We start from the raw sequence: 25,879 nt of genomic DNA, 5'->3' as shown, positions 1-25,879 counted from the left end.
CCGGTTCGGCCGGGCGGTGGTGAGAGGGCGGGGCAGTGCTCAAGAGGGTGTTCATGGCGCCGGATCCGGGGCGGCTGCGGCTGCGCAACGCCTCCCGGGCCGTCCTCGGCATCGGTCTGGCGGTGGCCCTGTGCGGCCTCGCAGGCCGGGGACTCGTGGGCGCCGTGGCCGGCGGCCTCGCCGCGCTGCTCGCCCTCTTCACGGTGACCGACGCGACCGTCCGGGGGCAGGCCGTCACCACGGCCCTGCTCCCCGCCGTGGGCTTGCCCGTCCTGGCCCTCGCCGCCCGGCTGCACGACCAGCCGGTCGCGAGGGACCTGGCCTTCCTGGCGGTCGTCGGCGCCGGCGTGTACGCGCGGCGCTGGGGGCCGCGGGGTCATTCCCTGGGTGTGTTCGCGTTCATGACCTTCTTCATGACGCAGTTCCTGCACGCCGTCCCCCGCCAGGTGCCCGGGCTGTACGCCGCGGTGCTGCTCTCGCTGCTGGCGTCCTCGCTGGTGCGCTTCGCCCTGTGGTGCTTCGAGGGGCGGCTGCCGCCCGGCGCGACGCCCCCCGCACCGCACGGAAGGGGCTGGGACAGGCCGACCACCCGCCAGGCGCTCCAGGCGACGGTGGGCGGCGCCTTCGCGCTGGTGGTGGGCCAGTGGCTGTCCGAGGACCGCTGGTACTGGGCCGTGGGCGCCACCTGGTGGATCTTCGTGAACACCGCCTCGCGCGGCGAGACACTGGTGCGTGGCTTCCGCCGGGTTCTCGGCACGGTGCTCGGCATGGCCCTGGGCCTCGTCATAGCGGTGCCCCTGCACGGCGCGCCGGTCCCCAGCGCCGTTCTCGTCGCGGTCTGCGTCTTCGGGATCTTCTACACGGCAGCCGTCTCGTACACCTGGATGATGCTCGCGGTGACGCTGATGGCCGAGTCGCTCTACGGTCTGCTCGGTGTGCTGGACCCCGGTCTGATCGTGCTGCGGCTCGCGGAGACCGGCGTCGGCGCGCTCGGCGCGGCGCTCGCCGTCGTACTGGTCCTGCCCCTCACCACGCACGCGGTCACCGACCGCTGGGTCGAGCGGGCCCTGCACGCGGTGCACGGCTGCACCGCGGCGGCGGCCGCACGGCTCGCGGGGGACGAGGCCGCGGACCCCGCACCCCGTGCGGGGGAGCTCGAAGCACTTCTGGGGCGCGTACGGATGGCGCTCGCGCCCCTGGTGCATCCCCTCAACCCGTTGCGGGCGCGCAAGGCGCGAGCCCGTCAGGTGCTCGCGCTCCTGGACGACTGCGCCCGGGAGGCCCACGGTCTCGTGGCCGTCGCCGGGGACCCCGATGCCTCCCACGACGCCCGGCTGACGGCCGCCTGCCGACGCGTGGAAGCAGCGGTGGAGTCCCTGGTCGGAGCGGTGCCGGAGGGCGCCCTGACGGCCCACGCGGGGGTGCCGGGCCGGCACCCCGGCGCCGAGCAGGCACTCGCCCACCTGCACGGCCTGGAACGGGCACTGGTCGCGCTGGCCGCGCCGCTGCGCGGCTCCCGGCTCATGCGTGTCTGACGGCCGGCGTGTGCGTCCGGCATGGGCCAGGGGCAATCCGCTCCGTGGGTGTGACGGATGTATGGGCCACGTGGATGGTGGATCACCGCGTGGGCGGGGTAACCCCGCGGCTATCAGACGCACGGAAGCCGCGGGACCGTGCGGGAGCGGCCCGCGGACTGAGCCGCTGGGGGTGGCGCCATGCGGAACATGTCGCGCGGAACCGGACACGGTGAGCGCTTCGCGGACGAGGGGAGCGCGCCGTGGCCCGGCGGGCCGGGTGGATGGCTCGACCGGCTCATGGTCGGACCCCTGCGGGACGACGACGAGCCCGACGACGACTCCGACGACCACCGGGGCCGGCTCCCCGACGACCGCCGGGACCAGCGTCCCGACGAGCGCCAGGACCGGCGCCGGGACGGCCGCGGGGACCAGCCGGGGGGCCAGTACGGGGACGCCCCCCGGGACCAGCCCTCGGACGGCTGCCCGGAGCAGCGCTCCGGCGGCCACCGGGATCACCTGCTGACCGGCCCCCGGGAACAACAGGCGGGCGGTCACCGGACGGAACCTGCGGAGTCCCGTCCGCCGCGCGCGCGTGCCGGCACGGAGCCTCGTACCCGCCCGGACCCGGCTGTCACGCTTCAGGTCCCGGCACCGGCCCCGGCCCATGGCCCGCTGCCGGTGCCGGTGCCGGACCTCCAGGGCCGGCTGCCGGACGGAGGGCCGGCGGCCGAGGCGCGGTCCTGCCCCGTGCAGGCACCCCGCCCGGACCGGACCGTGTCCTGGACCGGCCCCGACGTGCCCGACGCCGTGCCGTGGACCGGCCCCGGGACACCCGGTGGGACGGAACCGGCCCTCAGGAGTCCGCGGCGGAGGGCGTACGAGCTGCTCCGCGCCGCCGCCGAGTTCCTCACCCTCCATCACACCGAGCAGCGTCTCGGCGACCCGTCCCGGCGCATCGCCGCCGCACGGGCGGAGATAACGGAGACGGGCACATACCGTCACACCACCGAGGAACTGGTCTTCGGCGCGCGTGTCGCCTGGCGCAACGCCAACCGGTGCATCGGGCGCCTGTACTGGCACTCGCTGCGGGTCCGCGACCGCAGGGAGGTGCGGACGGCACGGGAGGTCGCCGACGCCTCCGCGGACCACCTGCGGGAGGCCACCCGTGACGGCCGCATCCGAGCGCTCATCACGGTCTTCGCGCCGGACGAGCCGGGCCGCCCCGGCCCGCGGATCTGGAACGAACAGCTCATCCGGTACGCCGGTTACGCGCGCCCCGACGGGAGCGTGACCGGCGATCCGCGCAACGTCGGCCTCACCGCGCTCGCCCGGCGGCTGGGCTGGCCCGGCGGCCCGGGCACCCCCTTCGACGTCCTGCCCCTGGTGGTGCAGGGCGCCGGTGAGGGGCCCCGCTGGTTCACGCTGCCGGACGACGCGGTGCTCGAAGTGAGGCTGGACCATCCCGAGTACACCTGGTGGCGTTCGCTCGGACTGCGCTGGCACGCCGTGCCCGCGCTGGCCAACATGTGCCTGGAGATCGGCGGCATCTGCTACCCGACGGCCCCCTTCAACGGCTGGTACATGGGCACCGAGATCGGCGCCCGCAACCTCGCCGACGCCGACCGCTACGACCTCCTCCCGTTCCTCGCCGAGCGCCTCGGCCTCGACACCCGTACCGACCGCTCCCTGTGGAAGGACCGGACGCTCGTCGAACTCAACCGTTCGGTCCTGTACTCGTTCGACCGCGCGGGCGTCACCGTCACCGACCACCACACCGAGTCCCGGCACTTCCTCACCCATCTCGGCCGCGAGGAGCGCAAGGGCCGCCGCGTCGGCGCCGACTGGTCGTGGATCGTGCCGCCCATCTCCGGCAGCGCCACACCCGTCTTCCACCGCACCTACGAAACGCTGGACCAGCGACCCGCTTACGTGCACCACCCCGAGGCGCACGAACGGGCGCGCGGCGGCAGTGGGGAGGTCCTGGTCTAGACCGCAGACCGATGGCTGCTACCGTCGGCCCCGAGCAACGCGGGGACCGAGAGGGGTCGGCAGTGGCAGACGGTGGCAGGCGGGAACAGCGGGCGTTCATCGGCTCGTTCACGGCGGCGGGGGGCCCAGGAGTCCTCACCGCCGCCGTGGACCGCGACAGCGGTGCGCTGACCCTCCTGAGCACGGTGGGCGGGGTGGCCGACCCCTCGTACCTCGCGCTGTCACCCGCCCGCGACATGCTCTACGCGGTCAGCGAGACGGCCGACGGCGCGGTGGCCGCGTACCGTGTGGGCGGCGACAAGCCGGAGCCGGCCGGGCCCCCGGTGCCGGTCGGCGGCAGCGGTCCCACACATCTCAGTGTCTTCGCCGGACACGTCCTCACCGCCAACTACGGCTCCGGAAGCGTCACCGCCGTGCCCGTCCGCGCCGACGGCACGCTGGCCCGCGCCGCCACGAGCGTGCTCCAGCACACCGGTTCCGGGCCGCACACCCGGCGCCAGAAGAACCCGCACGCCCATCAGGTGCAGTCCGACCCGAGCGGGCGCTGGGCGGTGAGCGTCGACCTCGGTACGGACTCGGTGCGGGTGTGCACGCTGGAGGGCGGCAGGCTCGCGCTGCACCGCGAGATCGCGCTGCGCCCCGGCTCCGGACCCCGCCACCTCGCCTTTCATCCCCGGGGCGAACACGCGTACGTGCTCAATGAGCTCGCGCCCACCGTCACCGTGTGCCGCTGGAACGCCCTGGAGGGCTCGCTGCGGCCCGTCGGCGAGACGTCGGTGCTCTCGGGTGTCCCGGACGGCGACGCGTACCCCTCGGGCATCGTGGTGTCGCCCGACGGCCGCTTCGTGTGGACCGCCACGCGGGGCCAGGACGTCGTCTCCGTCCTGACGCCCGACGCGACGGGTGAGGGCCTGCGGCTGGTCGCCACGGTGCCCTGTGGAGGCGCCTGGCCACGGGCGCTGGCCGTCGGCCCCTCCGGACGCTTCCTCTACGTCGCCAACGAGCGCTCGGGGGACGTGACCTGGTTCGCCGTCGCCCCGGACACGGGGGTGCCGCGGCGGAGCGGATCGATGCCGGTTCCGGCGGCGTCCTGCGTGGTCTTCGGCTGAGTGCGCCACCGGCCGTGCGGCCGGGCGCGAGGACCCGCGGCAGCCTGTGAGGGCAGAAAGCAGAGGGCAGAGGGCAGAGGGCAGAGGGCAGAGGCGGAAGGGCCCGTTCCTGGGATCAGGAGCGGGCCCTTCGGAGTGCGAGAGGGGGTGCGGGGCCGGTCAGCGGACCGGCGCGCCCTGCGGCTGCTGCGGAGCGATGCCCAGCGCCGCCGTGTACTTGGCCAGCGCGAGCTTGCCGATCGCCGGGTACGGGCCGAGCGCCTCGGCGGCGGAGCAGCCCGCCTCCTTGGCGGCCTCGTCCAGCAGGCCGGCGTCGATCTCCGGGCCGATCAGGTACGGGGCGAGCGCCAGCTGCTGGGAACCGGAACCGCGCAGCTGCTCGGCGGTGGCCGCGATCGCGCCCTCCTCGTCGAGTGCCGCCGCCATCACCGGCACGGCGAGGCGCGCGGCGAGCAGCATGCCGGTGATACCGGCCGCCTGCACGGCCTCCTCGCCGCCCACGGAGGCGAGGATGATGCCGTCGGCGGCCGTGGCCACGGTGAACAGCCGGGCGCGGTCGGCGCGCGCCAGACCCGCCTCGGACAGGCGTACGTGCAGCGCCTCGGCGAGCAGCGGGTGGGGACCGAGGGAATCGGTCAGGTCGGCCGCGACACGGCTGTCCATGACGGCCTGGCGGATGCGGCGCAGCAGCGCGTTGTCAGGACCGGCGAGCAGCGGCACCACGACGGCGACGGGGCCGTCGGGCTCGGACACGTCGGCACCGGCGGCACGGGCCTGCTCGAAGCGGGCGGTGCGCTCCTCGGCGGCGCGCGCGAGCACGGACTGCAGCGTGGGGAACTCGGAGTCGTCCCCGTCGAGATACCCGATGCGGGCGTCGAGGCCGGGCAGCTCGGAGCGCGCGATGCTCACGACCTCCTCGGCGAGGCTGCGCGTGGCCGCGCTGGAGGTGCCCGGCACCGCGAGGACGAGCGCGGGCGCGCCCTCGGGAGCCGCCAGGGGCTCCGGACGGCGGTGCCGCCCGGGCTGGCGGGGTCGCGGCATTCGTACTGGCAGGCCGGACGCGGGCCCAGTGGGGGAGCTCATGGCGCCGCATGTTACTGGTTTCTTGGGCTCCCCTGTTCGGGGAGGGTGCAGGTGAGCGGTATCCGTCCGGTTTTGTCGGATGAGTTACGCGTGGATCAGAATTGATCAGTAATGCCGGACATGCCCGCGCTGTGCGGGACCGTGGAGGCCGGGGCGAGTGTCAACTGCGCTGGTCCGGCGGGCTTCGGTGCGTATGCGGGGCGTCCGTGTGTGCCAGTAGAGTGACGCACCGTGGCACCACGACCTCTGTACGAACTTGTTGAAGCAGGCTGGGCGAAGGCCCTCGAGCCTGCGGCCGAACGCATCGCGGCCATGGGTGACTTCCTTCGGGCCGAGATAGCGGCGGGCCGGACCTACCTGCCGTCCGGCGCGAACGTCCTGAGGGCCTTCCAGCAGCCCTTCGACGACGTGCGGGTCCTGATCGTGGGTCAGGATCCCTACCCCACACCGGGTATGGCGGTCGGGCTGAGTTTCGCGGTCTCGCCCGAGGTGCGTTCGCTGCCGGGCAGTCTGGAGAACATCTTCCGGGAGATGCACTCCGACCTCGGGCTGCCCAGGCCGTCGAACGGCGATCTGACGCCGTGGACGCGGCAGGGCGTGCTGCTGCTCAACAGGGCACTGACGACGGCCCCGCGCAAGCCCGCCGCGCACCGGGGCAAGGGGTGGGAGGAGGTCACGGAGCAGGCCATCCGGGCGTTGGCCGCTCGCGGCAAACCACTGGTGTCGATCCTGTGGGGGCGTGACGCGCGTAATCTGCGCCCGTTGCTGGGGGATCTTCCGGCGATCGAGTCCGCGCACCCGTCTCCGATGTCGGCGGACCGGGGCTTCTTCGGCTCGCGGCCGTTCAGCCGGGCCAACGACCTGCTGCTGCGGCAGGACGCCCAACCGGTGGACTGGCAGCTGCCGTAGGCCGCGGCCCTCGCGGAGACCCACCGGGCCGCACAGATGGACGCGCATGTCGCACGGGTACCCGTCGCGCGGGTACCTGTCACGAGGTCGGCCCCTGCCGCGCGACAGGGGCTCTGCCTCTTCGCTGTCAGCTCCGATGTCAGCTCCGATGTCGGCGCGACTGCACCATCACCGAGCACACCCCGGCGACCTCACGGGACTGAACGGCAGCACGTGCCGGTCGGTGGGGCCCGTTGACGATGTCCGCCGACGGTCCGTCCGCGGAGGGCGGGGCGGAGGGCATCGGGCGGAGAGCGAAGGGAGTGCCGGAACGGACGCGTCCCCGGGCTCCTCGTGAGCATCGGAGGGACCGGGCCCGTATGGGAGGGCGACGTGACATGTCCGTGCGGTCGTGAGGAGGACGCCGTTGATGGCGGCATTCCGTGGTCCGAAGGTTCCGAACGGGTGGCTGTGGAGATGGCGGCGCAACCCGTTGCGGCGGCGCAGCGACGCCCTGGAGGCCTGGATCGTGCTCGTCGCCGGAGCGCTCACCGTGGTCGGCGGGGTGCTCGCCGGCCTGCTGGCGACGCAGTCCGTGGAGCACGGCCTCGCCCGACAGCGCGCCGAGCGGCACTCCGTCCTCGCGCTGCTCGCCGACGACGTACCGAAGACGACCGCGTCGGCGACCGGCGCCGACATGGTGTGGGCGAAGGTCCGCTGGACCGCGGCGGACGGCTCACCGCGTGCCGGCCGGGCGCGGGTCTCCGTCGGCAGTCACGCGGGCACCCCGGTCACCGTGTGGACGGACGACGACGGCCGGCTCGTTATCAAGCCCGCCTCACCTTCCGAGTCCCGGCTGCGCGCCTCGCTGGTAGGGATCCTGATGGGGGTGAGCGCCGCGGGCGTGCCGTTCATGGGCGGGCGGCTCGTGCGCGGACACATGGAGCGGCGCCGTATGGAGCAGTGGGACGAGGAGTGGCAGCGGATCGGGCCACTGTGGGGACGGAAGACCGGCTGAGGACGATGTCCTCGACGCGCCACTCAGCACGGCTCGTCACTCCCTTCCGGTGCGGCGAGGGTGCGTGCCGGGCCTCGCGGCGGGGCGAACGTCGCCTGCCGCGGCCCCGGCCGGGCGCTCTCCAGGGCGGTCCGGCAGAGGCGCAGCAGTTGTTCGTCCTCGACGATGTCGTGGCTGCCGTGCCCGGCGGACCGCGCCTGGTGCCGTCGCGGTGCGGCGAGTTCCGTACGGAGCAGAGCGTGGGCGGGTGTACCCGCCGGACCCATTCGGCCCAGACACGCGGCCAGCGTGCCACGCGTGTGCACGTTCCGTCCCCAGGCCGAACGGAGCGCCGTGAGGACCGGATCCGGCTCCCCGGCGACGTCCCACAGGGCCCCCGCGGCCGCCGCCTGTTTCCAGACGTCCTCCGACGCTGCCATGCGGCGCAGGTCGGGCACCGCGGCGCCCGCCGCGGGACCCAACCGCCCCAGTGCTTCGGCGCTCGCGCGGGCGTGCTTCCCTCGCGTCAACTCCCGCCGAAGCACCGGCAGTACGGCCCCGGCGTCCCCCTCCACCGACCAGAGCGCGGACGCCGCCGCCACCGCGTACTCGCCGTCCAGCAGCTCGCGCAGGACCGGCAGTGCCTCCCGCGCCGCAGGTCCGAACGCGCCCAGGGTCTGCGTGGCCGCCTTCACCAGCCGTTCCCGGCCGCGTAGTTCGGCCGTCATGCCGCGCAGCAGCCGCAGCACCTCCGGCAGCGCGTCGGTGTGCCGCAGCCCGCCCAGGGCGGACAGCAGCGGCGAGGCGTGGTCGTACGCGTCGGGCGAGTCGAGGGGCACCTCGCCGAGCCGTGCGCGCAGCAGCGGGCCGAGCGGTTCCGCCGCCGCGCCCAGGTACTTGATGGTGTATCCGGCGTCGTACGGTACGACCGGTCCGCCCAGTACTTCGGCGAGCGCGGGTACCGCTCGCCGGTCCCCGGCCCTGGCCAGCGCCTTGAGCGCTCCGCCCAGCGTCGGTGCCCCGCGCTCCCACCGGCGTGTCGAGTGCTCGGGACCGGTGGCCACCAGCTCGGCGAGGTGGTCGGCGGCCGGTCGGGCCAGGGTGAAGAGATCCCCCAGGACCGAGACGGCCGCGTCACGCAACCGCCCGTCCCCCAGCAGGAGTTGCTCGCCGATCAAGGCGACCGGTTCCTCGTACGATCCGCGCCATTCGCAGAACAGCCCCGCCGACATCCACACGGCGTTGCACCGGTCGGTGGCCGCGTCACAGGTCAACTGCCCGTTGAGCAGGGCGATCCGGTCGGCCGTCCGCCCACCGAGCGCGGTGTGCAGCGTCCGCAGGAGCTGAGAGCCCTCCTCGTCGGCCGGGCGCAGGCGTCGCAGCCGACCGATGAGTGTGTCCGTGTCGGGCCGCTCGGGCAGGTCCTCGACCCGGGGCCACCGGGATCTGGCCCTGAGGAGCGCGACGACGGTGGACACGAGGTCGATGGGCAGGCGATCGGGGGCGCAGCCGGCGAGTTGGCCGAGCGCGGCGAGCCGCAGCCCCGGGTCGTGCGGTGCGGAACAGAGCGCGACCAGACGGTCCACCGCCGCGGCGCCGACCGAGGGACGCAGGCGCGCGAAGAGACCGAGGGCCTCGGCGAGGGCCGGGCGGACTCGGTCCTCCTGTTCCTCGTCGAGTCGCTCCGCCAACAGCCCGAGCACCCGCTCCGGTTCGTCGAGGAAGCGCGTCAGCGCCGGCGCCGCCGCCCGGCGCACCTCCGGGTCCCGGTCCCCGACCAGCTGGGCGAAGACCGCGGCACCCGCCCCTACCGCGGTCCGGGCCATCGCGTGGTTGTCGTCGGCGGGATCCGCCCCTTCGGCCGGTCGCTCCCCGACGGGATCCGCGTCCTCGAGCGGCTGTTCGTCGGCGGTCGCTCCTCCCCCGATGCTGACGAGCAGCTCCACGACGCCGCTCCGGTCGGGGAGTTCCGCCCGAGCGACGAGCGCGAAGAGGAACGGGATGCACGCGAGTGTCGAGTCGTACACGTCGCCCTGGTGGTGCACGGCTCCGTACATGCCGTCGAGCGCCCTCTCACGCTCCTGGGGGCTGGGCGAAGCCAGTCCCCGCAGCAGGCGCGGTACTTCCTCCGCGCTTCCGTAGGCATGCTTCATCGAGGCCCAGGCGACCTCGTCGATCCCCGTGAACACGGTGCCCTCCGGGACATTCGGCAACTGAGCGCGAGTGTGCACCACGGCACTGACAGTCGGCGTCCGGCCGCCAGGAGCCCGTTTCCGTCCGAGCCGGCCCGGTCGGGCCGCGTCCCGTCCCCTCGGCCGGCGGGGCTCCCTAGACTGGGACGGTTCACATGGCGGCCGGGGCGGTTCGCGCGGGACGATCGCGGCGAGGGGGAGGGAACACGGTGGCGACGGAGGTCGGCGGCTTCGACGATCCGTCCGCCGAGGTGCTGGCGGAGGCGGCCGCCGCCTTCGGGCTGCTCGCGTCGTCGGCACGGCTGCACATCGTGTGGGCGCTGGCGCAGGGCGAGAGCGACGTGACCGGACTCTCCGAGCGGGTCGGCGGTGCGCTGCCCGCGGTGAGCCAGCACCTCACCAAGCTGAAGCTCGCCGGCCTCGTACGGTCCCGGCGCGAGGGCCGGCGACAGGTCTACTTCGTCGACGACCCGGACGTGGTGACCGTCGTACGCCTCATGGTCGGACAACTGACGGACCGGGCCGACCGGTCCGGGCTGCCCGCCCAGGCGGCGGGTCGGCGGCTGCGCGGCTTCGGCGCCTGAAGGCGACGCGACTTTCCCCAGCACGTCCAGCGTGCCGAGCCAGTCGAGCGTGCCGAGCCCGTCCAGGACATCGAGTTCATCCTGTTCGCAGAGCCCGCAGAGCCCGCAGAGCCCGCCGGTCCTGACCCGGTCATCGGTCACCGGTTGTACAGTTGCGCAAAGTGGCAATCTTCTTGGGGGCGGCGGACCACGGGACGCTCCCTCGACCGATGCGAGGAAGGGCGGGCGCACGATGCTCCGCAACGGCCTGGAACCCTGGCACCTGCTGATCGTGGCGATCGTGCTCGTCGTGCTGTTCGGTTCGAAGAAGCTGCCGGACACCGCCCGCGCGCTCGGCAAGTCCATGCGCATCCTCAAGAGCGAGGCCAAGGCGATGAAGGACGGGAATCCCGCGGCCACCACCGAGGCGGGCACCCACCCGGGCACGACCGGGGACGCCCTCCGGAACACCGCCGGGCAGGCCGCCCCGCGCACGACGGCCGACGTCCCGGGCACCGCGCACTGACGCTCCCGGTGTCCCCACCGGGTCGGCGCACAGGGCCGCCCGGTACGGACACCGCGCGGGACTCAGTCCTCCTCGCCCTCCTCGTCATCGTCGCCCTCGAAGAAGTCGCCCACCTCATCGACGACTTCGGCCGCGACCAGCCCGCCGACCACACCCACCGCGAGTCCCGCCGCACCGGCCGCGATCGCGGTCCCCACGCCGGGACCGGAGTGACGGCCCTCGTGGCCGCCATGGCCCGGCGCGTGCCCGTACGCGCTCCCGGCGGCGTACGGATCTTCGTGGCCGTACGAGGCGTGCGAGCCGTACGAGGCCCGGTGCTCGACCAACTCCCTCATCCAGCCGTCGACTTCGCTGTTCCAGTCGAGCGTGTGCGCGTCCTGATGGCTCACCGTGAAACGGGTGAGGGCGTCGTGCCCCGACTCGAACAGGCCGCCGCGCTTGTCGGCCTCCAGCACGACCTCCATGCCTGCGGGGGTGGCGAGGAAGGTCAGCTCGATCTCGTTCACCGCGTGCGCGTACTGCGGCGCCGGGGTCAGCTCGATCTCCTGGTAGAAGGGCAACCGCTGCCCCGTGCCCCCGATGTGGCCGTACTCGAGGTCGGCCGACCGGAAGCCGAATCCCAACTGGCCCAGAGCCTCCAGAACCGCTTCCTGGACCGGCAGCGGCCGCACGGTGAGCGGATCGAGGTCTCCCTTGTCCCTCGCGCCGGCCACGGCGAGTTCGGTCCGCACCCCGAGCACGATGCCCAGCGGCTGCCCGTACAACTCACTGACCGGCGTCTCCCACGGCAGCGGCACACTGAACGGGATGCTGCGCCGCTCCTCCCCGGCGAGGCGGAAACCGCCGCCGACGGTGAACCGCTCGAAGACGACGGCGCCTTCGCTCTCCCCGTCCTCGTGCTCCGCCTCGACCCGGGCGATCAGATCGAGCCCGATGTGCTCGATCGCCACGTCCGCGTCGCCGCCTCGGAGATGGACCTGTCCCGACAGGATTCCGCCGGGCGCCACCGCGCCGCCGTCGAGAACCGTGTCCACCGAGGGGCCGCCTGCGCCCATCGCCCCGAGCAGCCTCTTGAACACCATGCCGCTGTGGCTCCTTCACTGATCGCACTCGTCGTTCCGAACCGGCCCGACGCTCGCGCGCCGGGCCGGTCTCGTCAGAACTGACGGTGTGGGCGGAGAAGTTCCCAGGTCACCCGGTCGGAGGTGGCGTTCACGACACCTCGCGGCCGAAGCAGCGCTCCAGTTCGTCCAGGTCGTAGAACGAGCTGCCCTTCCGCACGGGCTCACAGCCACGCTTGAACGCGGTCTCCTTCTCGTTGTAGAGCATCCGCACCAGATAGGAGTTCCCCTTGCGGAACACGTCCCACTGGATGTTCGCGGCCATCGGGGCCACCGAGCCGCCCCGCCAGGAGTTGTCCGCGTAGGTGTAGGGGCGGCTCTCCGTCACCGGCTCGGTGCTGCCCGGCAGCCGCATCAGCGCGGCGAGCGGGATGATCTCCTCCGCGTGGGTGAAGCGCAGCTCCGCGCCCAGGTCGCTGGTCCCCGCGCGTCTGGCCTCGACCTTCTTGAAGAAGTCGTCGAGCAGGACGTCCGCCATCTTGTACGTGATGTCGCTGTCCGCGAAGCCGGGCCCCTTCTCGTAGAAGTCCTCGGTGTCGCTGAGATAGGCGAACCAGGCGGCGTCGCGCGGGGCGAGGTAGCGCTCCAGGTGCCAGTCGCCCTCGTCGCTCATGGCCGGGGCGATGCTGTACAGGTTGTAGACCGCCTGTGCCGCGTCCACTTCGGAGCCGATCGAGGAGAACTCGCCCGCCGAGATCCGCCGGACGAAGGCCGGGGTGAAGATCTTCTCCAGGATGCCGCGGGCCGCGCGACGGGTGGCGGGCTGCTCGGTGATGTTCTTGAGCGTGGTCGCCAGTCGCTGGTCGTTGGCTATGTAGTCGCGATAGGCGGCGCCCCCCGCGGACTTGTGGAAATAGAGGAGGTCGGCGTCGGCCCGCGCGGGGCCGATGAGGGGGCCGAGGGCGGGGTCGGCGTCGGCGAGCGCGGAGGCGAAGAGCCGGCCGCTGTCGACGGCGCGGCCCTGGCCCGAACTGACGACGTCGATCGGTTCGCCGTCCCGGGCGATCCGCGCGAACAGCCCGGGCAGCCGCCGCTCCATGCGGACCGCGGCGCCCTGGATCTCCCGTTGCCCCCGGCCACTGAGACTGCCGTACCCGACCTTCTCCATCGCGGCGGTCAGTGACCGTACCTGGGGACCGAACTCCGCGCCGGCACGCGTGAGTTCACCCTCGTCCGCGGCCCTGTCCCACAGCTGGAGGATCAACTCCGCGTCCTCACCGCTCGTCGCCGCGCGGGAGCCGTGCCGGGACACGTTCTCCGTGAACACCGGGACGAACCCCTTCGGTGCCCGCTGATACGAACGGGCGTCCTGCTGCGGGGCGTACGGGGTCTTCGTCCCGTAGGAGCCGGCCGGTCCTGCCGTCGCTCCTGCCGGGAGGGCGGAGGTCAGGAGGGCGGAGAGCGCGAGGACCAGGGCGGGGGCGGCCGCGACGCGTTTCATGGGGTGGTCGATTCCTCCGGAGCGGGCTCGGGTGATCGGCCGCATCGTCGCCGGGGGACGTGAACGCCTGGTGACCGGGGAATGGCGGGGGGACGGGTGCCCGGCAGGCACCGGAGCCGAGAGGCGGTCCTGTGCCGGCCGGGCACATCGCGTCACCCGGCGGACGATGAACCGGAAGGCGAACCTGAAGGCGAACTCGCCGTCGAGCTCGACGGCGCACCGCCGTGGGGCGGTCGGGTCGTTCCCTCCGGTGTCCGCGGGCGTCCGCGACGGCCGAGGGCCGGCAGCGCGGGCCGGTTGAGGAAGCCTTCCGCGCGGGCCGTGGCGATACCGATGCGGGGCAGGTCGCTGCTCTTCTCGAACAGCAGGTAGCGGGGCTCCCACACCGGCCGGTACTTGGCGTTGGCCCGGTAGAGCGACTCGAGCTGCCACCAGCGGGAGAGGAAGGTCAGCACGGTGCACCAGAGCCGGAGCACGGGCCCGGCGCCGAGCCGGGAACCCCGGTCGAAGACCGATCGGAACATGGCGAAGTTCAGCGACAGCCGCTGTACCCCGAACTCCTGTGCGCGCAGCAGAAGTTCGATGACCATGAACTCCATCAGCCCGTTCTCGGAGTTCCGGTCACGGCGCATCAGGTCGAGCGACAGCCCCTTCTCTCCCCAGGGCACGAAGCTCAGTACCGCCCGCGGCTCGGCACGGCTGTCGTGGCACTCCAGCATGACGCAGCGGCCGTCGTCCGGGTCGCCGAGCCGTCCCAGCGCCATGGAGAAGCCGCGTTCGGTCTCGCCGTCCCGCCAGTGGTCCGCCTTGTCGATCAGAGTGGCCATCTCGGCCTCGGGAATGTCGGCGTGGCGGCGGATTCGGACGGTGTACCCGGCCCGGCGGATCCGGTTGTGCGCCTGGCGCACTCCGCGCATCGCACGTCCTTCGAGGGTGAAGTCCGCCCGCTCCACGATGGCTTCGTCGCCGAGTTCGAGCGCGTCGAGGCCGTGCCGGGCGTAGATGGTGCCGGCCTCCTCGCCGGCGCCCATCACGGCCGGTGTCCACGCGTGCCGGCGCGCCTCGCGCAGCCACTCCTCGATCGCGCCGGGCCACGCCTCCGGGTCACCGATCGGGTCGCCCGAGGCCAGGGTCACGCCACCGACCACGCGGTAGGCGATCGCCGCCTTGCCGCTCGGCGACCACATGACGGCCTTGTCGCGGCGCAGCGAGAAGTAGCCCAGCGAATCCCGCTCGCCGTGTTTGGCCAGGAGCGCGCGCAGTCGCTTCTCGTCGTCCTCGCCGAGGAGTTCACTGCCGCGGGGGGCGCGGAAGCACGCGTAGAGAACGAGCAGGAAGGTGGCGGCGATCAGGGCGTTGATGAGGACGTCCACCCAACGGGGCGCGACGACGGAGTCGAGGCGGTCGGCGAGCGGGCCGACGCTGACTCCGCGCAGCAGGGTGTAGGCGATCCGGTCGCTCAGCGGCGCCCCGGACACCTTGTTGGTGGCGCTCACCAGCAGGATTCCGAGGGTCCCGCTCACGAGGACGCCGCCGGCGCCGACGGCGAGTGCCAGCCGGGGGTTCGAGCGGTCCCCGACGGCCCGGAACTCCGAGCGTCCCAGCAGCAGCGCGAGCACGAACAGTCCGGTGAACAGGGTCGAGAACCAGTTGAAACCGTGGCGTCGGTACGGGGCCTGGGTCAGGGCCAGCACGTACAGCCCGAAGAGCGGCCCGGCCAGCAGCATGTTGAAGATCCACGCCGCCCGCTTGCGGCGCCTCATCACCAGGGCCAGGAACAGTGCCAGGGCCGCCGAGATCAACCCGGCGGTGGCCAGGTACGGGGTGAAGAACTGACCCGCGTTGTGCTCGTGCACCTCCTCGCGGAACGGCAGCGAGACGACTGCCACGAGGTTGAGCAGCGCGAGCAGCCGCAGGTACCAGACGGTGGCCGCGGCGGCCCGTAGCCGCAGTCGTGGCCCTGCGCCGCCGGCGGACCCTTCGGCGGGAGCGGTCCGCCGCGACGTCGAGTTCCGTTGTTCGGGGACGAGCGCAGGCTGTTGTGCAGACACGGTGCAGCATCACCTTGGGGAGAGGGGGTGGAAGAAAGCCGTGGGGACGGGCCGGTGAACCTGTGCGGTTCCTGGGAACCGCAGAGCGGGGAAACCCTACATCCTGTAAGGAAAGGTGAGTTGTGTCCACGGTGAGGACGGACGCCGGAGATCTCGACGAGCGGCTGCCGGCGGGCCTCGTACGGCAAGGGTGCCTGGTCCGCGCGGTGTCACGGGGTAAGGGAGTGGTGTGAATCCGGGGGCGGGTCGCGAGCCGCCGGGCTACCGCCTCGGCGGGACCGGGGCGGCTACTTCTTCGCGCTGCCCGGTGTGAAGGACCGCTCGGACCGGTTCGGCCGTTCCTTCCCTGCGGGCTGAACCGGCTCCGGCCCGTCCAGGCGCCCGAGCAGGAACGGGATCAAGCTCCGCTCCAGAAGGGCCAGTTGCCAGTCCAGATGGGCCTGTCTCAGCTCGGCGCCGCCGGGCTCACGCTCTTCCGGGGCAGGACGGCGGCGGGTCGCCAGCGACCAGACCAGATCACCCAGCGCCGCCCCCGCCGTCACGGCGGCCAGGATCACGACCACCATGATCAGGCCGTCGTTCAGATGCGGGCGTACGTCCAGGGCGCGCAGGTCGAACCCGCTCAGCACGTAGACGCCGGCCGCGACGACACCGAGGCTGGGCAGAAGCAACGCGGACACGGAGACGGAGCTCTCCTCCGTGCACACGACGGCATCTGAGGGGCCGTCATGTCCGCCCGGGTGTGCGAGGCCCCCGGCGGGGGCCCGCAGTCCGAGGTAGCGGCCGTACTCGGCGGCGGCGGTCCGGGAGAGGGCGGCGCGCGCCTTCAGTGCCTCGTCGCGCAGGCGCTCGCGCGTGTCCGCGGCGCCGGAGTGCTCCATCGCTGCCATGATCTCGGGGGAGTGCAGCGCCCGGTCCAGGACCCGCTCGAAGGTGCCGTCGCCCGGCGCCGTCCGATCGGCGTCACGTTCCTTCACAGGGATCCCCCGAGACGTAAGAGGCTCATGACGAACTCATGAGGACGCAAACCCTACAGTATGTAGGGTTTGCGTCCGACGGGGCCCATGGGCCCCGGACCACGACGTACCCCTTGCCTCGTTTCCGCTGCCGTGTCTGTCACACCACCCGGCCCCACCCGGTCTATTCCGGTGTCGAACAACGGACAGAGGGAATCATGCGCGAGATTGTGATCGTCGGTGGCGGCTACGCGGGCTTCTACACCGCGTGGGGCCTCGAGAAGGCGCTGCGTACGGGCGAGGCTCGGGTGACGGTCGTCGACCCGCGTCCCTATATGACGTACCAGCCGTTCCTTCCGGAGGTGACGGCCGGCTCGGTCGAGGCGCGGCACGCCGCCGTGTCCTTGCGGAGGCATCTGCGCGGCACCCGGCTGATCGCGGGGAGCGTGACCGGGATAAGCCACGCGGACCGGGCGGTCACCGTGCGGTCCGCCGACGGAAACGACCACGAACTCCGCTACGACACCCTCGTGGTCACCGCCGGCGCCGTGACCCGCACCTTCCCCATACCGGGCCTGGCGCAGCAGGCGATCGGCCTGAAGCACGTCGAGGAGGCCGTCGCGATTCGCGACCGGCTGATGACCGCGTTCGACCAGGCGGCGTCGACGCCGCCCGGGGCCGAGCGGCGGAAACTGCTCACCGTCACGTTCGTGGGTGGCGGATTCTCCGGGGTCGAGGGCTTCGGCGAGCTGCTGTCGCTGGCGACCGCGATGCTCGCGTCGTATCCGGAACTGAGCTTCGAGGACCTCTCCTTCCACCTGGTCGAGGCCCGGGGGCGCATCCTGCCCGAGGTGGGTGACAAGCCCGGCGCCTGGGTCGTTCGCGATCTGGAACGCCGGGGCGCGCACGTCCATCTGAACACCCAGCTGGTCTCCGCCGAGGACGGGCACGTCGTGCTGTCCAGCGGGGAGGAGTTCGATTCGGCGCTGATCGTCTGGACCGCCGGCAACGCCTCCAACCCGGTCGTGCACAACCACACGGATCTGCCGGTCGACGAGCGGGGTCTGGTCATCGTCCGCCCCGACCTTCGCGTGGGTACGGCCGACGAGCCCGTGCCGGACGTGTGGGCGGCCGGAGACGACGCGGCCGTTCCGGACCTGGCCTCTCCGGTACCGGGGGCGCACACGGTACCGAACGCCCAGCACGCCGTGCGGCAGGGCAGGCGCCTCGCGAAGAACATCGCGGCCGACCTGCACGGAGGCAGGATCCGGGACTACCGTCACAGCAGCCTGGGAGTGGTGGCGACACTGGGTCTTGGACGGGGCGTCTTCCAGTACAAGGGCATCGTCATCAAGGGTCTTCCCGCCTGGCTGATGCACCGCGGCTATCACGTCCTGGCCGTTCCCACCTGGGAGCGGAAGGTCCGCGTGCTCGCCGTCTGGCTCACCGCCGCGCTGTTCGGCCGCGATCTCGTCTCCCTGGCCTCCGTCCAGCATCCGCGGGACGCGTTCCTCGCGAGCGGCGAGCCGCGACGCTCCGGCGGGGGAGCCGGGTGAGCGACGGGGGACGGGGCCACACGCGCGGGCCGGAGCATTCGGCCGGTGCCGGGTGGCAGGGATGCGCCTACCCCTCTGGAGGGCACCTTGGACGCGAGTGAGGAGGCCGCACGCGGCCTGACCGACATCGAGAACTTCCTGTACCGGGAGTCCCACCTGGGAGCGGCCCACCGACGCGCGGCGGATTTCACCGCACGTGTGCCCGGCCTGACCCGGCAGCAGAGGATCGATATCGAGGAGTGGTACGTCGAGGAGCAGAGACACGTCGCTCGAATGGTGACCGAGCACATCGCCGACAGCATCAGCGTGGTGGAGAAGCAGCACCACGTGCGCTTCGGGCGATGGCTCCGGGGAACGCTGGCCGCGATGGCTCTCATCACCGCGGTGATGGTCGTGGTCAGCGTCGTGCTGGTCGTCGGAGCGTCGGCCTGAGACCCGGCGGGACGGCAGGTGATCAGAGCCGGCCGTCACTCCGCGGCGACGGACGCTCCGGTGCGCCGCGGACGATCGGCGGGTGGTTCCAGAGGCGGAGTTTGTCGGGGTTGAGGACGATCGAGATCCGCGTGATGCGCCGATCGGCGACGGCGAGGCTGATGACGGCGGCGACCTGGTGGTCGTAGCGGGCCACGAGACCGGTGCGGCCGTTGACCGAGTGGGCGGTCAGCGTGGTGCGCGGCCGGAGGGCCAGGAGCGTCAACAGGCTGGCGGCGACCTGCCGGCAGCCGTGTACGGGGCCGGCCAGGGCCCGGACCTTGCCGCCGCCGTCGAAGAGCGCCGTGGCGTCCGGGGCGAGGAGCGAGGCGAGCCGTTCGCCGTCCTGCGCCGCACAGGCCTCGCGGACGGCTCGGGCGAGGACATCGTGCTGGTACGCCGAGACGGGGTGCGGGCGTGGCACGCGAACGCCATGACGTGCCCGGTCGACGACCAGCGTGGCGGCGGGGCGTTCGGCATTCTGGTGGCGGTCCGCCGTTCCGGCGGTGCCGGCGGTGTCGTCCACCGGGCCGGGACCGGTGAGCCGGCCGAGACAGATACCGCCCGCGGTCTTCGCCAGCCAGGACCGGGGCACCTCGATACGGCCACGCGTCGCGTCCGGGAGCCCGTACCACCGGCGGTACGTCTCGTCGACCACGCCCTCCGCCGCACCGGCGCTGCCCAGCATCCAGCAGGCCACGTCCAGCAGATACCGACGCTCGTCCAGCAACTCCGCGAGCGGCACCGCAGCGACACGATCCATACGGCATTCTCCCTCACGGACGGCCGTGTCACACGGCCGCACAGAATTTCTCCTCGCGGTTCCGGAGGCCTTGAGCGGTATCTCCGGCCCGATGGTTCGGGGCCGGCACGTACACGCCTGTGCCCGGACGGTGATTTCGGTGGCCGGCAGCGGAGTCCTGGTGAATGACACGCCATTTCTCATTTCTCGGCTCAACCTTCTGACCGGGCAGGCCCGGATCTTGTGACATGAGCCTCCGTGCGTGTCACATCCACGCTTCTCGCCCGGTCATACGGGTGGGAGCGGGCCGGGTGTCCGCCGATCCCGGAAGTGCGGTGACGAGACCCGTTCTCGCACCCGGTCGCGCCGGATTCTCCGACCCTCTTCGCCGAGGTCCTCGGCTGCCTGGGAGACGGGAAGCGCGCCGGGGCGAACGCGATTCTCCTGAACGATGTGTGAACGGTGGTAGAGGCATGAGCGACGGGAGCCGGGAAAAGCCCGCGCGGCGAGGTCCCGCAGGAGAAAGGATCGCCGACTGGGCCTCCGGGCGCCTGGGTGTGCACGGTCGGCTCAGGGAGAGAGCGCGAAGAGCGTTCCCGGACCACTGGTCGTTCCTGCTCGGCGAGATATGCCTCTACAGCTTTCTCGTCATCGTCGTCACAGGCGTGTATCTCACGCTGTACTTCCATCCGTCGATGAAGGAGGTGACGTATCAGGGCAGTTACGCCCCGCTGCGCGGGCAGACGGTGTCGGACGCGTTCGACTCGACCCTGCACATCTCCTTCGACGTACGCGGTGGCCTGCTCATCCGACAGGTCCACCACTGGGCGGCGCTGGTCTTCGTCGCCGCGATGCTGGTCCACATGTTGCGGGTGTTCTTCACCGGAGCGTTCCGAAAGCCTCGTGAGCTCAACTGGGTTTTCGGTTTCCTGCTGTTGGTCCTGGGAATGTTCGCGGGCCTGACAGGGTACGACCTTCCGGACGATCTGCTGTCCGGGACCGGCCTCGCGGTCGTGAACGGAACCATTCTCTCCGTGCCCATCGTCGGAACGTATCTCTCGATGTTCCTTTTCGGGGGTGAGTTCCCGGGCGACGACCTGGTCGCGCGTTTCAACACCCTTCACGTGCTGATCATCCCTGCCCTCATGGTGGGGCTGGTCGTCGCGCATGTGGTCCTGGCCCTCCGCCACAGGCACACCCAGTATCCGGGTGCGGGGCGCGACAACCGGAACGTCGTGGGCCTTCCGTTCAAGGTGCGTGCCGTGAAGTCCGCGGGATTCTTCTTCCTGGTCGCCGGCGGCATACTCCTCGTCGCCGCCTTCGCGCAGATCAACCCCGTCTGGCAGTACGGCCCCCATCGCGCCGACCAGGTCTCGGCGGGGTCCCAACCCGACTGGTACATGGGTGTGGCCGACGGGCTCCTGCGCGTCATGCCGGGCTGGGAAGTCGACTTCTGGGGCCACACACTGGCTCTCGACAACCTGGTCCCGCTGCTGGTGGGAGCCGGACTCTTCGTCGCCATGGGCGCGTACCCGTTCCTCGAGGCATGGGTGACGGGCGACGATCGTGACCAGCACGTCCTCGACAGGCCGCGCAACCGCCCGGTGCGAGCGGGCCTCGGCGTGGCATGGATCAGCTTCTATCTGGTGGCCCTCGTCGGAGCCGCGAACGACATCATCGCCGTTCGCCTGCACGTCGGGGTCGAATCAGTGACGTGGGCGGTGCGCATCGCCCTGTTCGTCGTGCCCCCCGCCGCCTACGCCGTAGCACGACGGTGGGCGCTGGGTCTCCAGCGCGCGGACCGCGACGAAGTCCTGCACGGACGCGAGACCGGCACGATCAGGCGTCTGCCGCACGGTGAGTTCGTCGAGGTGCACGAGCCGCTCAGCCAAGAACGACTGCACGTCCTCACCCAGCACGAGCAGTACCGGCCGATCGGTCCCGGCGGAACGGGCGACGGGGAAGAGCCTGCTGCCGGATCGCGCCCGGCCCAGCGACTGCGCGCCCGGCTCAGCCGGCGTTTCTACGGCGAGGGCGCGCAGATCACCAAGCCGACGGCGCAGGAGTACAAGGCGCTCACCGGTGATCACAGAGGCTGACACGGCCGTGTCCGTACGGCGGAGAGGTCGAGGATCAGCCGCACCCTGTCGCTGATCAGGAGTCCCCCTGGTCCCGGAGCGGGATTGCCGTCGGGGCCAGGGGCGGAGCGCCGCGGGGTGACCGTACCTTCGCAGCCGACTCGGTCGCGTCCGTACGCGTCCCGGCTCGGCGCACGGAACTCGAGGTCGAGATGGACAGGGAGCTCGCCGTCCTTGATCCGGAGGCACCCCGCCAGCCGGAGCCGATCGTCACCGGCGTCGAGGACTCCGGTGGAACGGAAGCTCATGAGAGGAAACGTCTCGGCGTCCAGGAACTCCGGTCCGGTGACGTGTGCGTCGCGCTCCCGGGACCCCGTGTCCACGCTGCCCGTCTGGACACTGAGGTAGGCCTCGGAGCGGGTGGGACGGGCTCCGTCGAGCTTGAGGAGCCCCTCGAACGCGGTGAAGTGCCCGCGTACGTCGGCGATCATGGCGCGTCGGGCGGAGAAGCCGATCGCACTGCGGACCGGGTCGATGAGGTAGACGCCGGTCGGCTCCTCGTGGGGAGCGGGACGGAAAACGGTGGCTTCCTTGGGGTGGAACATGTCGTGCCGATTCTTCCGCGCGGGGATCTCGTAGGGGGGCGATTCGGAAAAGGAGGGCTCAGACAGGGTCCGTGCCTGCGTGGGGTGAGGCTGCCGCGGCAAGGGCGGGGCCCCTGTCTTGTCGACAGGGGCCCACTGGAATCACCGCTGGTGCGGGGGCCGTTCGACGAAGCGCGTCCCGGCGTTCTCCGCGTCGGACCCGGGCACGAGTGTGGTCTCCTCGAAGGGGGCGCCCAAGGGGGAGTCGGACACGGACACGTCGATCACCACCGACGCGCCCTCCCGTGCCCCGGCCAGGCCCTCACCTGTCATTCGGCGAGCTTTCCCTCGGTCGAGACCTCCTCCATCAGAGAGGAGATCTCTTCAGGGATGGCCGGAATGCTCTCGTGGGTGATGCCGGTCGTCGGCGACCACACGAGATTGACCTGCAGAGCGGGATCGAGGTCGGGATAGTCACTGCGGTTGTGACAGCCGCGTGTCTCGCGACGCTCCAGTGCCGCCTCGAGGGTGGCACGGGCCGCCAGGGCGGCGGACATGAGGTCGAAGGCGTGCGCGAGGTCCTGGTAGCCGGCAATGTCCGGGTGGACGCCGACCTTCTCCATCCTCTCCTCGATCGCCGCGAGCTCCGCCAGCCCGGCCCGCAGGCCTTCTTCGTCGCGTACGACTCCCGCGTGCTCGGTCATGGTGTTGCGGACGGCACGCTGCAGGGCGCGGACGTTCTCCGGCCCGTCGGCGGCGAGGAGGTCGTCGATCTCCGCGCGGGCGTGCGCGGTGGCAGTCGCCGACCGCGTGTGCGCGGTGAGCGATCGCGAGTAGGCGGCGGCCGCCTGCCCCGTGATGCGGCCGAAGACCAGCAGCTCGATGAGACTGTTGCCGCCCAGGCGGTTGGCGCCGTGCAGCCCGCTCGACGCCTCGCCGATGGCGTACAGGCCGCGGACGTCGGTGCTGTGGTCCTCGGGGCGCACCCACACCCCGCCCATCGAGTAGTGCGCCGTGGGCGCGATCTCGATCGGCTCACGGGTGATGTCCAGCATCTGCAGATCCAGCAGGGTCTGGTAGACGCGGGGGAGCCGCGTCATGATCGTCTGCCGGGGCAGATGGGAGACGTCGAGCCACACCCCTCCGCTGGGTGTCCCTCGCCCTTCCTTGATCTCCGTGTAGGAGGCCAGGGCGACACGGTCGCGGGTGGACAGCTCCATACGGACGGGGTCGTAGCGGGACATGAACCGCTCTCCGAGCGCGTTGCGCAGTATTCCGCCCTCGCCCCGAGCGGCCTCGCTGACCAGGGTGCCGGCCGCGTTCTCCGGTTCGATGATCCCGGACGGGTGGAACTGGACCAGCTCGGGGTCGCGCAGACGGGCCCCTGCCTCCACCGCCAGACGGAAGGAGTCGCCCGTGTTCTCGTCGCGCCGTGACGACGTACGACGCCAGATGCGGGTGTGACCGCCCGCGGCGAGAATGACGGCGTCGGCGTGGATCAGGTAGCGCGTTCCGTCGGTGAGGTCGAAGCCGTAGGCGCCGAAGACGGCGCCGTCGTGGACCAGGAGCCGGGTGATGTACACGCCGTCGAGTACGGGGATGCCGAGCTGGTCGGCGCGTCTGATGAGGGTGCGCTGGATCTCCAGGCCGGTGTAGTCGCCGGCGAAGGCGGTCCGCCGGAACTTGTGGGCGCCGAAGAAGCGTTGGCTGATCCGGCCGTCCTCTTCCCTGGCGAAGGCCATGCCGTAGCGTTCCAGATCGTCGATTCCCCGGGCGGCGCCCTGGGTGACGATCCGGGTCGTCCGAGGATCGGCGAGAAGATAGCTCTCCTTGAGGGTGTCCGCCGCGTGCTGCTGCCAGCTGTCCTCGGGATCCATCGTGGACAGCGCCGCGTTGATCCCTCCGGCCGCGAGTGCCGTGTGGGCGTCCTCCTTCGGACGCTTGCCGACCGCGAGGACGTCGACGCCGGCCTCGGCCAGTTCGATGGCCGCTCGCAGTCCGGCTCCTCCGGTGCCGATCACCAGCACCATGGTGGAGAGACGTCGTTCGGTGATGACCACGGTTTGCTCCGATCGCCTGGGGTGTCATCACTACGACCAGGCCGTCCCGGAGTTTGTGACACCTTCATTCGTCCGGGCCCTGCAGCGGGTCGCGCGCAGACGGTCACCACACGCGACGCGCATCGTATGAGGAACCCGGGGCCGGCGGTGGTGCCGAACAGGCGGCCGATGTCCCGGCTATGACGAGAAGGTGATGGATGTCGGCGTCCCCCGCCAGGCCATCTTCGTGTAGGGACACAGGGAATCGGCCTTCGCGAGCAGCGGAGCGGCCGCCTCGGGGTCGACGCCGGGCCACCTCACCACGAGGTCGACGTGGAGCAGGTAGCCGATGTCCCCCGGGTCCCGCCCGAGGGCGACGGTCGCCTCCACGGAGATCGCGGCGGGGTCGATCGCCGCGTGGCGTGCCACCAGGCTGAGCGCGCCGTGGAAGCAGACGGCGAAGGCTGCGGCGAACAACTGCTCGGGGTTCGTTCCCCGGCCGTCTCCTCCCAGCTCGGCGGGCATGCGGAGATCGAGGTCCAGCACCCCGTCGGCCGAGCGGGCCCTTCCCGAGACCCGTCCGTGACGGGCTGTCCCCCCACTCGCGGTCACCGTCGTGGTGTAGAGGGGAGCGAAGGACTCCCCGTCGAACTCCTCGGCGGCGGACGGCGGGGGCAACCGGAATCCGTCGGTCACCGCATGGCTCCGTGGACGTCGTCGTACGCCGCCGGACGTGGAGTCGGCACCGTCGCGGGAGGGCGGGTGCACGCCGGGGTCACCTCGTGCCGAGGGCCCGTGCGAGAGGTCCGGCCCCGGGCGGAGCCCGACGAGCCGGATGCGCCAAGTGCCATGTGTCCCGCGCCTTTGTGTCATGGGCAAGCCCCAGGTCTCCGCCAGTGGGTTGACCGAGAGCCCACCCCGCTTGTGACACCCGTGGGGAGGCTTGTGACAGAACGTCTTCAGGCGCTCAACGAAGCCGCGTAGGGGCCGAGTTTGTCGGGGTTCATGACCCACATGATGCGTTCGATGCCGTGTTCCGAGGCGTCCACGGAGAGCAGGACGACGGGGTTTCCGTGGGAGGAGACGAGGACGGCCGGGCTGCCGTTGCTCTCGACCCAGCGGATGTCCGTCCCGGGCCAGAACCGCGGGGCGAAGGCGACGAGGTATTTGCTGACGTGGGGGCGGCCGACGACCGGGATCTTGGAGGCCCCGCGGATGCCTCCGCCGTCGGCGTAGCTGACCACGTCGGCGCTGAGTACTTCCTCGAGCGCCGAGAGGCTGCCGGTCTGTGCCGCGACGAGGAAGACCTCCAGCAGCCTGCGGTGGGCGTCGGGACTGACGGGCTCCTTGCGTTCCGCGGAGAGGTGTTTGCGGGCGCGGCTGACCAGTTGTCGCGTGTTGGCCTCGCTGGTCTCGAGGATGTCGGCGATCTGTCCGTACGGGTAGGCGAAGGCTTCCCGCAGGACGTAGGCGGCCCGTTCCACCGGGTTCAGTTTCTCCAGGAGGAAGAGGACGGCCAGGTCGAGTGCCTCGGCCCGTTCCGCGCCCAGTTGGGGGTCGAGGCTGGTGTCTACCGGTTCCGGCAGCCAGGGCCCGATGTACGTCTCACGCCGTACCCTGGCGGACTGCGCGAGGTTGATGGCCAGGCGGGCGGTGACCGTGGCCAGGAAGGCCGCCGGCTCGCGGATGTCGGTGCGGTCGGTGCTCTGCCACCGCAGCCAGGCCTCCTGCACGATGTCCTCGGCCTCCACGGCGCTGCCGAGCACGCGGTACGCGATCCCGAAGAGCTGGGGACGGGCCGCGACGAAATCCCTCGTCGCCCGGTCGAGGGAGTCTGCGTCATCCCCGGCGGACATGGATCTCCTTCAGGTTCGGGTCCCCCATTTTACCGGCCGGCACCGCGGGGCGCGTGGTGGAGCCACGCGTCCTGCCCTGCCGCCTACGCCTCGTGTTGTGCTCCCCATCGGACCCGTGCA

The 25,879-nt window shown here is 71.8% G+C and carries 22 protein-coding genes; 10 read left to right on the top strand and 12 right to left on the bottom strand.

Features of this window, described 5'->3' with window-relative positions:
• The first annotated feature begins 35 nt into the window (after nt 1–35).
• From OHB41_RS06730 to OHB41_RS06720, 3 genes are all read left to right on the top strand, one after another.
• Nucleotides 36–1,535, top strand: coding sequence for an FUSC family protein (locus OHB41_RS06730; RefSeq protein WP_266697023.1), 1,500 nt, complete (start codon nt 36–38; stop codon nt 1,533–1,535).
• 864 nt (nt 1,536–2,399) lie between these two features.
• Nucleotides 2,400–3,506, top strand: a complete 1,107-nt coding sequence (locus tag OHB41_RS06725; protein ID WP_266705712.1) for a nitric oxide synthase oxygenase — start codon at nt 2,400–2,402, stop codon at nt 3,504–3,506.
• A gap of 62 nt (nt 3,507–3,568) precedes the next feature.
• A complete protein-coding gene (locus OHB41_RS06720) occupies nt 3,569–4,615 on the top strand; it encodes a lactonase family protein (protein ID WP_266697022.1) in 1,047 nt (348 codons plus the stop codon).
• A 159-nt stretch (nt 4,616–4,774) separates the two neighbouring features.
• Here OHB41_RS06720 and OHB41_RS06715 read toward each other — a convergent pair whose 3' ends face one another.
• On the bottom strand, nt 4,775–5,698 hold the full coding sequence (locus OHB41_RS06715) for a sirohydrochlorin chelatase (RefSeq protein WP_266697021.1): 924 nt from the start codon (nt 5,696–5,698) through the stop codon (nt 4,775–4,777).
• A 231-nt stretch (nt 5,699–5,929) separates the two neighbouring features.
• Between OHB41_RS06715 and OHB41_RS06710 the strand changes: the two genes are divergently transcribed.
• Together OHB41_RS06710 and OHB41_RS06705 are read left to right on the top strand one after the other, a co-directional pair.
• On the top strand, nt 5,930–6,607 hold the full coding sequence (locus tag OHB41_RS06710; RefSeq protein WP_266697020.1) for a uracil-DNA glycosylase: 678 nt from the start codon (nt 5,930–5,932) through the stop codon (nt 6,605–6,607).
• 409 nt (nt 6,608–7,016) lie between these two features.
• Nucleotides 7,017–7,604 (top strand): Rv1733c family protein, encoded by a 588-nt coding sequence (locus OHB41_RS06705; protein WP_266697019.1) that lies wholly within the window; start codon nt 7,017–7,019, stop codon nt 7,602–7,604.
• 23 nt (nt 7,605–7,627) lie between these two features.
• On the opposite strand, the gene OHB41_RS06700 is transcribed toward OHB41_RS06705, so the two are convergent.
• Nucleotides 7,628–9,772, bottom strand: a complete 2,145-nt coding sequence (locus OHB41_RS06700) for a HEAT repeat domain-containing protein (protein ID WP_266705710.1) — start codon at nt 9,770–9,772, stop codon at nt 7,628–7,630.
• Between the two features lie 212 nt (nt 9,773–9,984).
• Between OHB41_RS06700 and OHB41_RS06695 the strand changes: the two genes are divergently transcribed.
• Nucleotides 9,985–10,359 (top strand): ArsR/SmtB family transcription factor, encoded by a 375-nt coding sequence (locus OHB41_RS06695; RefSeq protein WP_266697018.1) that lies wholly within the window; start codon nt 9,985–9,987, stop codon nt 10,357–10,359.
• 232 nt (nt 10,360–10,591) lie between these two features.
• A complete protein-coding gene (gene tatA / locus OHB41_RS06690; RefSeq protein WP_266697017.1) occupies nt 10,592–10,864 on the top strand; it encodes a Sec-independent protein translocase subunit TatA in 273 nt (90 codons plus the stop codon).
• Between the two features lie 62 nt (nt 10,865–10,926).
• Here tatA and OHB41_RS06685 read toward each other — a convergent pair whose 3' ends face one another.
• The 4 genes from OHB41_RS06685 to OHB41_RS06670 all read right to left on the bottom strand — a co-directional run bounded on the left by OHB41_RS06685 (nt 10,927) and on the right by OHB41_RS06670 (nt 16,454).
• The gene (locus OHB41_RS06685; protein WP_266697016.1) at nt 10,927–11,946 is read right to left on the bottom strand and encodes a sporulation protein; all 1,020 of its coding nucleotides are present in this window, start codon (nt 11,944–11,946) and stop codon (nt 10,927–10,929) included.
• 130 nt (nt 11,947–12,076) lie between these two features.
• Nucleotides 12,077–13,426: a histidine-type phosphatase gene (locus tag OHB41_RS06680; protein ID WP_266697015.1), complete on the bottom strand. Its 1,350-nt coding sequence runs from the start codon at nt 13,424–13,426 to the stop codon at nt 12,077–12,079.
• Nucleotides 13,427–13,578: 152 nt separating this feature from the next.
• Nucleotides 13,579–15,477: a phosphatidylglycerol lysyltransferase domain-containing protein gene (locus OHB41_RS06675; protein ID WP_266697014.1), complete on the bottom strand. Its 1,899-nt coding sequence runs from the start codon at nt 15,475–15,477 to the stop codon at nt 13,579–13,581.
• A gap of 287 nt (nt 15,478–15,764) precedes the next feature.
• Complete coding sequence (locus tag OHB41_RS06670; RefSeq protein ID WP_266697013.1) at nt 15,765–16,454, bottom strand: hypothetical protein; 690 nt, start codon at nt 16,452–16,454, stop codon at nt 15,765–15,767.
• Nucleotides 16,455–16,651: 197 nt separating this feature from the next.
• On the opposite strand from OHB41_RS06670, the gene OHB41_RS06665 reads away from it, so the two are divergent.
• Both OHB41_RS06665 and OHB41_RS06660 read left to right on the top strand, forming a co-directional pair.
• A complete protein-coding gene (locus OHB41_RS06665; RefSeq protein ID WP_266697012.1) occupies nt 16,652–17,989 on the top strand; it encodes an NAD(P)/FAD-dependent oxidoreductase in 1,338 nt (445 codons plus the stop codon).
• 87 nt (nt 17,990–18,076) lie between these two features.
• The gene (locus tag OHB41_RS06660; protein ID WP_266697011.1) at nt 18,077–18,421 is read left to right on the top strand and encodes a hypothetical protein; all 345 of its coding nucleotides are present in this window, start codon (nt 18,077–18,079) and stop codon (nt 18,419–18,421) included.
• Nucleotides 18,422–18,443: 22 nt separating this feature from the next.
• On the opposite strand, the gene OHB41_RS06655 is transcribed toward OHB41_RS06660, so the two are convergent.
• Nucleotides 18,444–19,223: a sigma-70 family RNA polymerase sigma factor family protein gene (locus OHB41_RS06655; protein WP_266697010.1), complete on the bottom strand. Its 780-nt coding sequence runs from the start codon at nt 19,221–19,223 to the stop codon at nt 18,444–18,446.
• Between the two features lie 452 nt (nt 19,224–19,675).
• Between OHB41_RS06655 and qcrB the strand changes: the two genes are divergently transcribed.
• Nucleotides 19,676–21,301 (top strand): cytochrome bc1 complex cytochrome b subunit, encoded by a 1,626-nt coding sequence (gene qcrB, locus OHB41_RS06650; protein ID WP_266697009.1) that lies wholly within the window; start codon nt 19,676–19,678, stop codon nt 21,299–21,301.
• Here qcrB and OHB41_RS06645 read toward each other — a convergent pair.
• The 5 genes from OHB41_RS06645 to OHB41_RS06625 form a co-directional block, all read right to left on the bottom strand.
• Complete coding sequence (locus tag OHB41_RS06645) at nt 21,289–21,885, bottom strand: YceI family protein (RefSeq protein ID WP_266697008.1); 597 nt, start codon at nt 21,883–21,885, stop codon at nt 21,289–21,291. The two genes, qcrB and OHB41_RS06645, sit on opposite strands and share 13 nt — an antisense overlap.
• A gap of 141 nt (nt 21,886–22,026) precedes the next feature.
• The gene (locus OHB41_RS06640) at nt 22,027–22,197 is read right to left on the bottom strand and encodes a hypothetical protein (RefSeq protein ID WP_266697007.1); all 171 of its coding nucleotides are present in this window, start codon (nt 22,195–22,197) and stop codon (nt 22,027–22,029) included.
• Nucleotides 22,194–23,894, bottom strand: a complete 1,701-nt coding sequence (locus OHB41_RS06635; RefSeq protein ID WP_266705708.1) for an L-aspartate oxidase — start codon at nt 23,892–23,894, stop codon at nt 22,194–22,196. Before OHB41_RS06635 ends, OHB41_RS06640 begins: the two co-directional genes overlap by 4 nt.
• 207 nt (nt 23,895–24,101) lie before the next feature.
• The gene (locus OHB41_RS06630) at nt 24,102–24,599 is read right to left on the bottom strand and encodes an Ohr family peroxiredoxin (protein ID WP_266697006.1); all 498 of its coding nucleotides are present in this window, start codon (nt 24,597–24,599) and stop codon (nt 24,102–24,104) included.
• 263 nt (nt 24,600–24,862) lie between these two features.
• Nucleotides 24,863–25,759: an RNA polymerase sigma-70 factor gene (locus OHB41_RS06625; RefSeq protein ID WP_266697005.1), complete on the bottom strand. Its 897-nt coding sequence runs from the start codon at nt 25,757–25,759 to the stop codon at nt 24,863–24,865.
• Nucleotides 25,760–25,879: the final 120 nt, after the last annotated feature.

The sequence above is a fragment of the Streptomyces sp. NBC_01571 genome (assembly GCF_026339875.1).
In the GTDB taxonomy this organism is placed as follows: domain Bacteria; phylum Actinomycetota; class Actinomycetes; order Streptomycetales; family Streptomycetaceae; genus Streptomyces.
The sequence above is the reverse complement of the archived record's forward strand: the minus strand, read 5'-3'. Positions and strand labels throughout refer to the sequence as shown.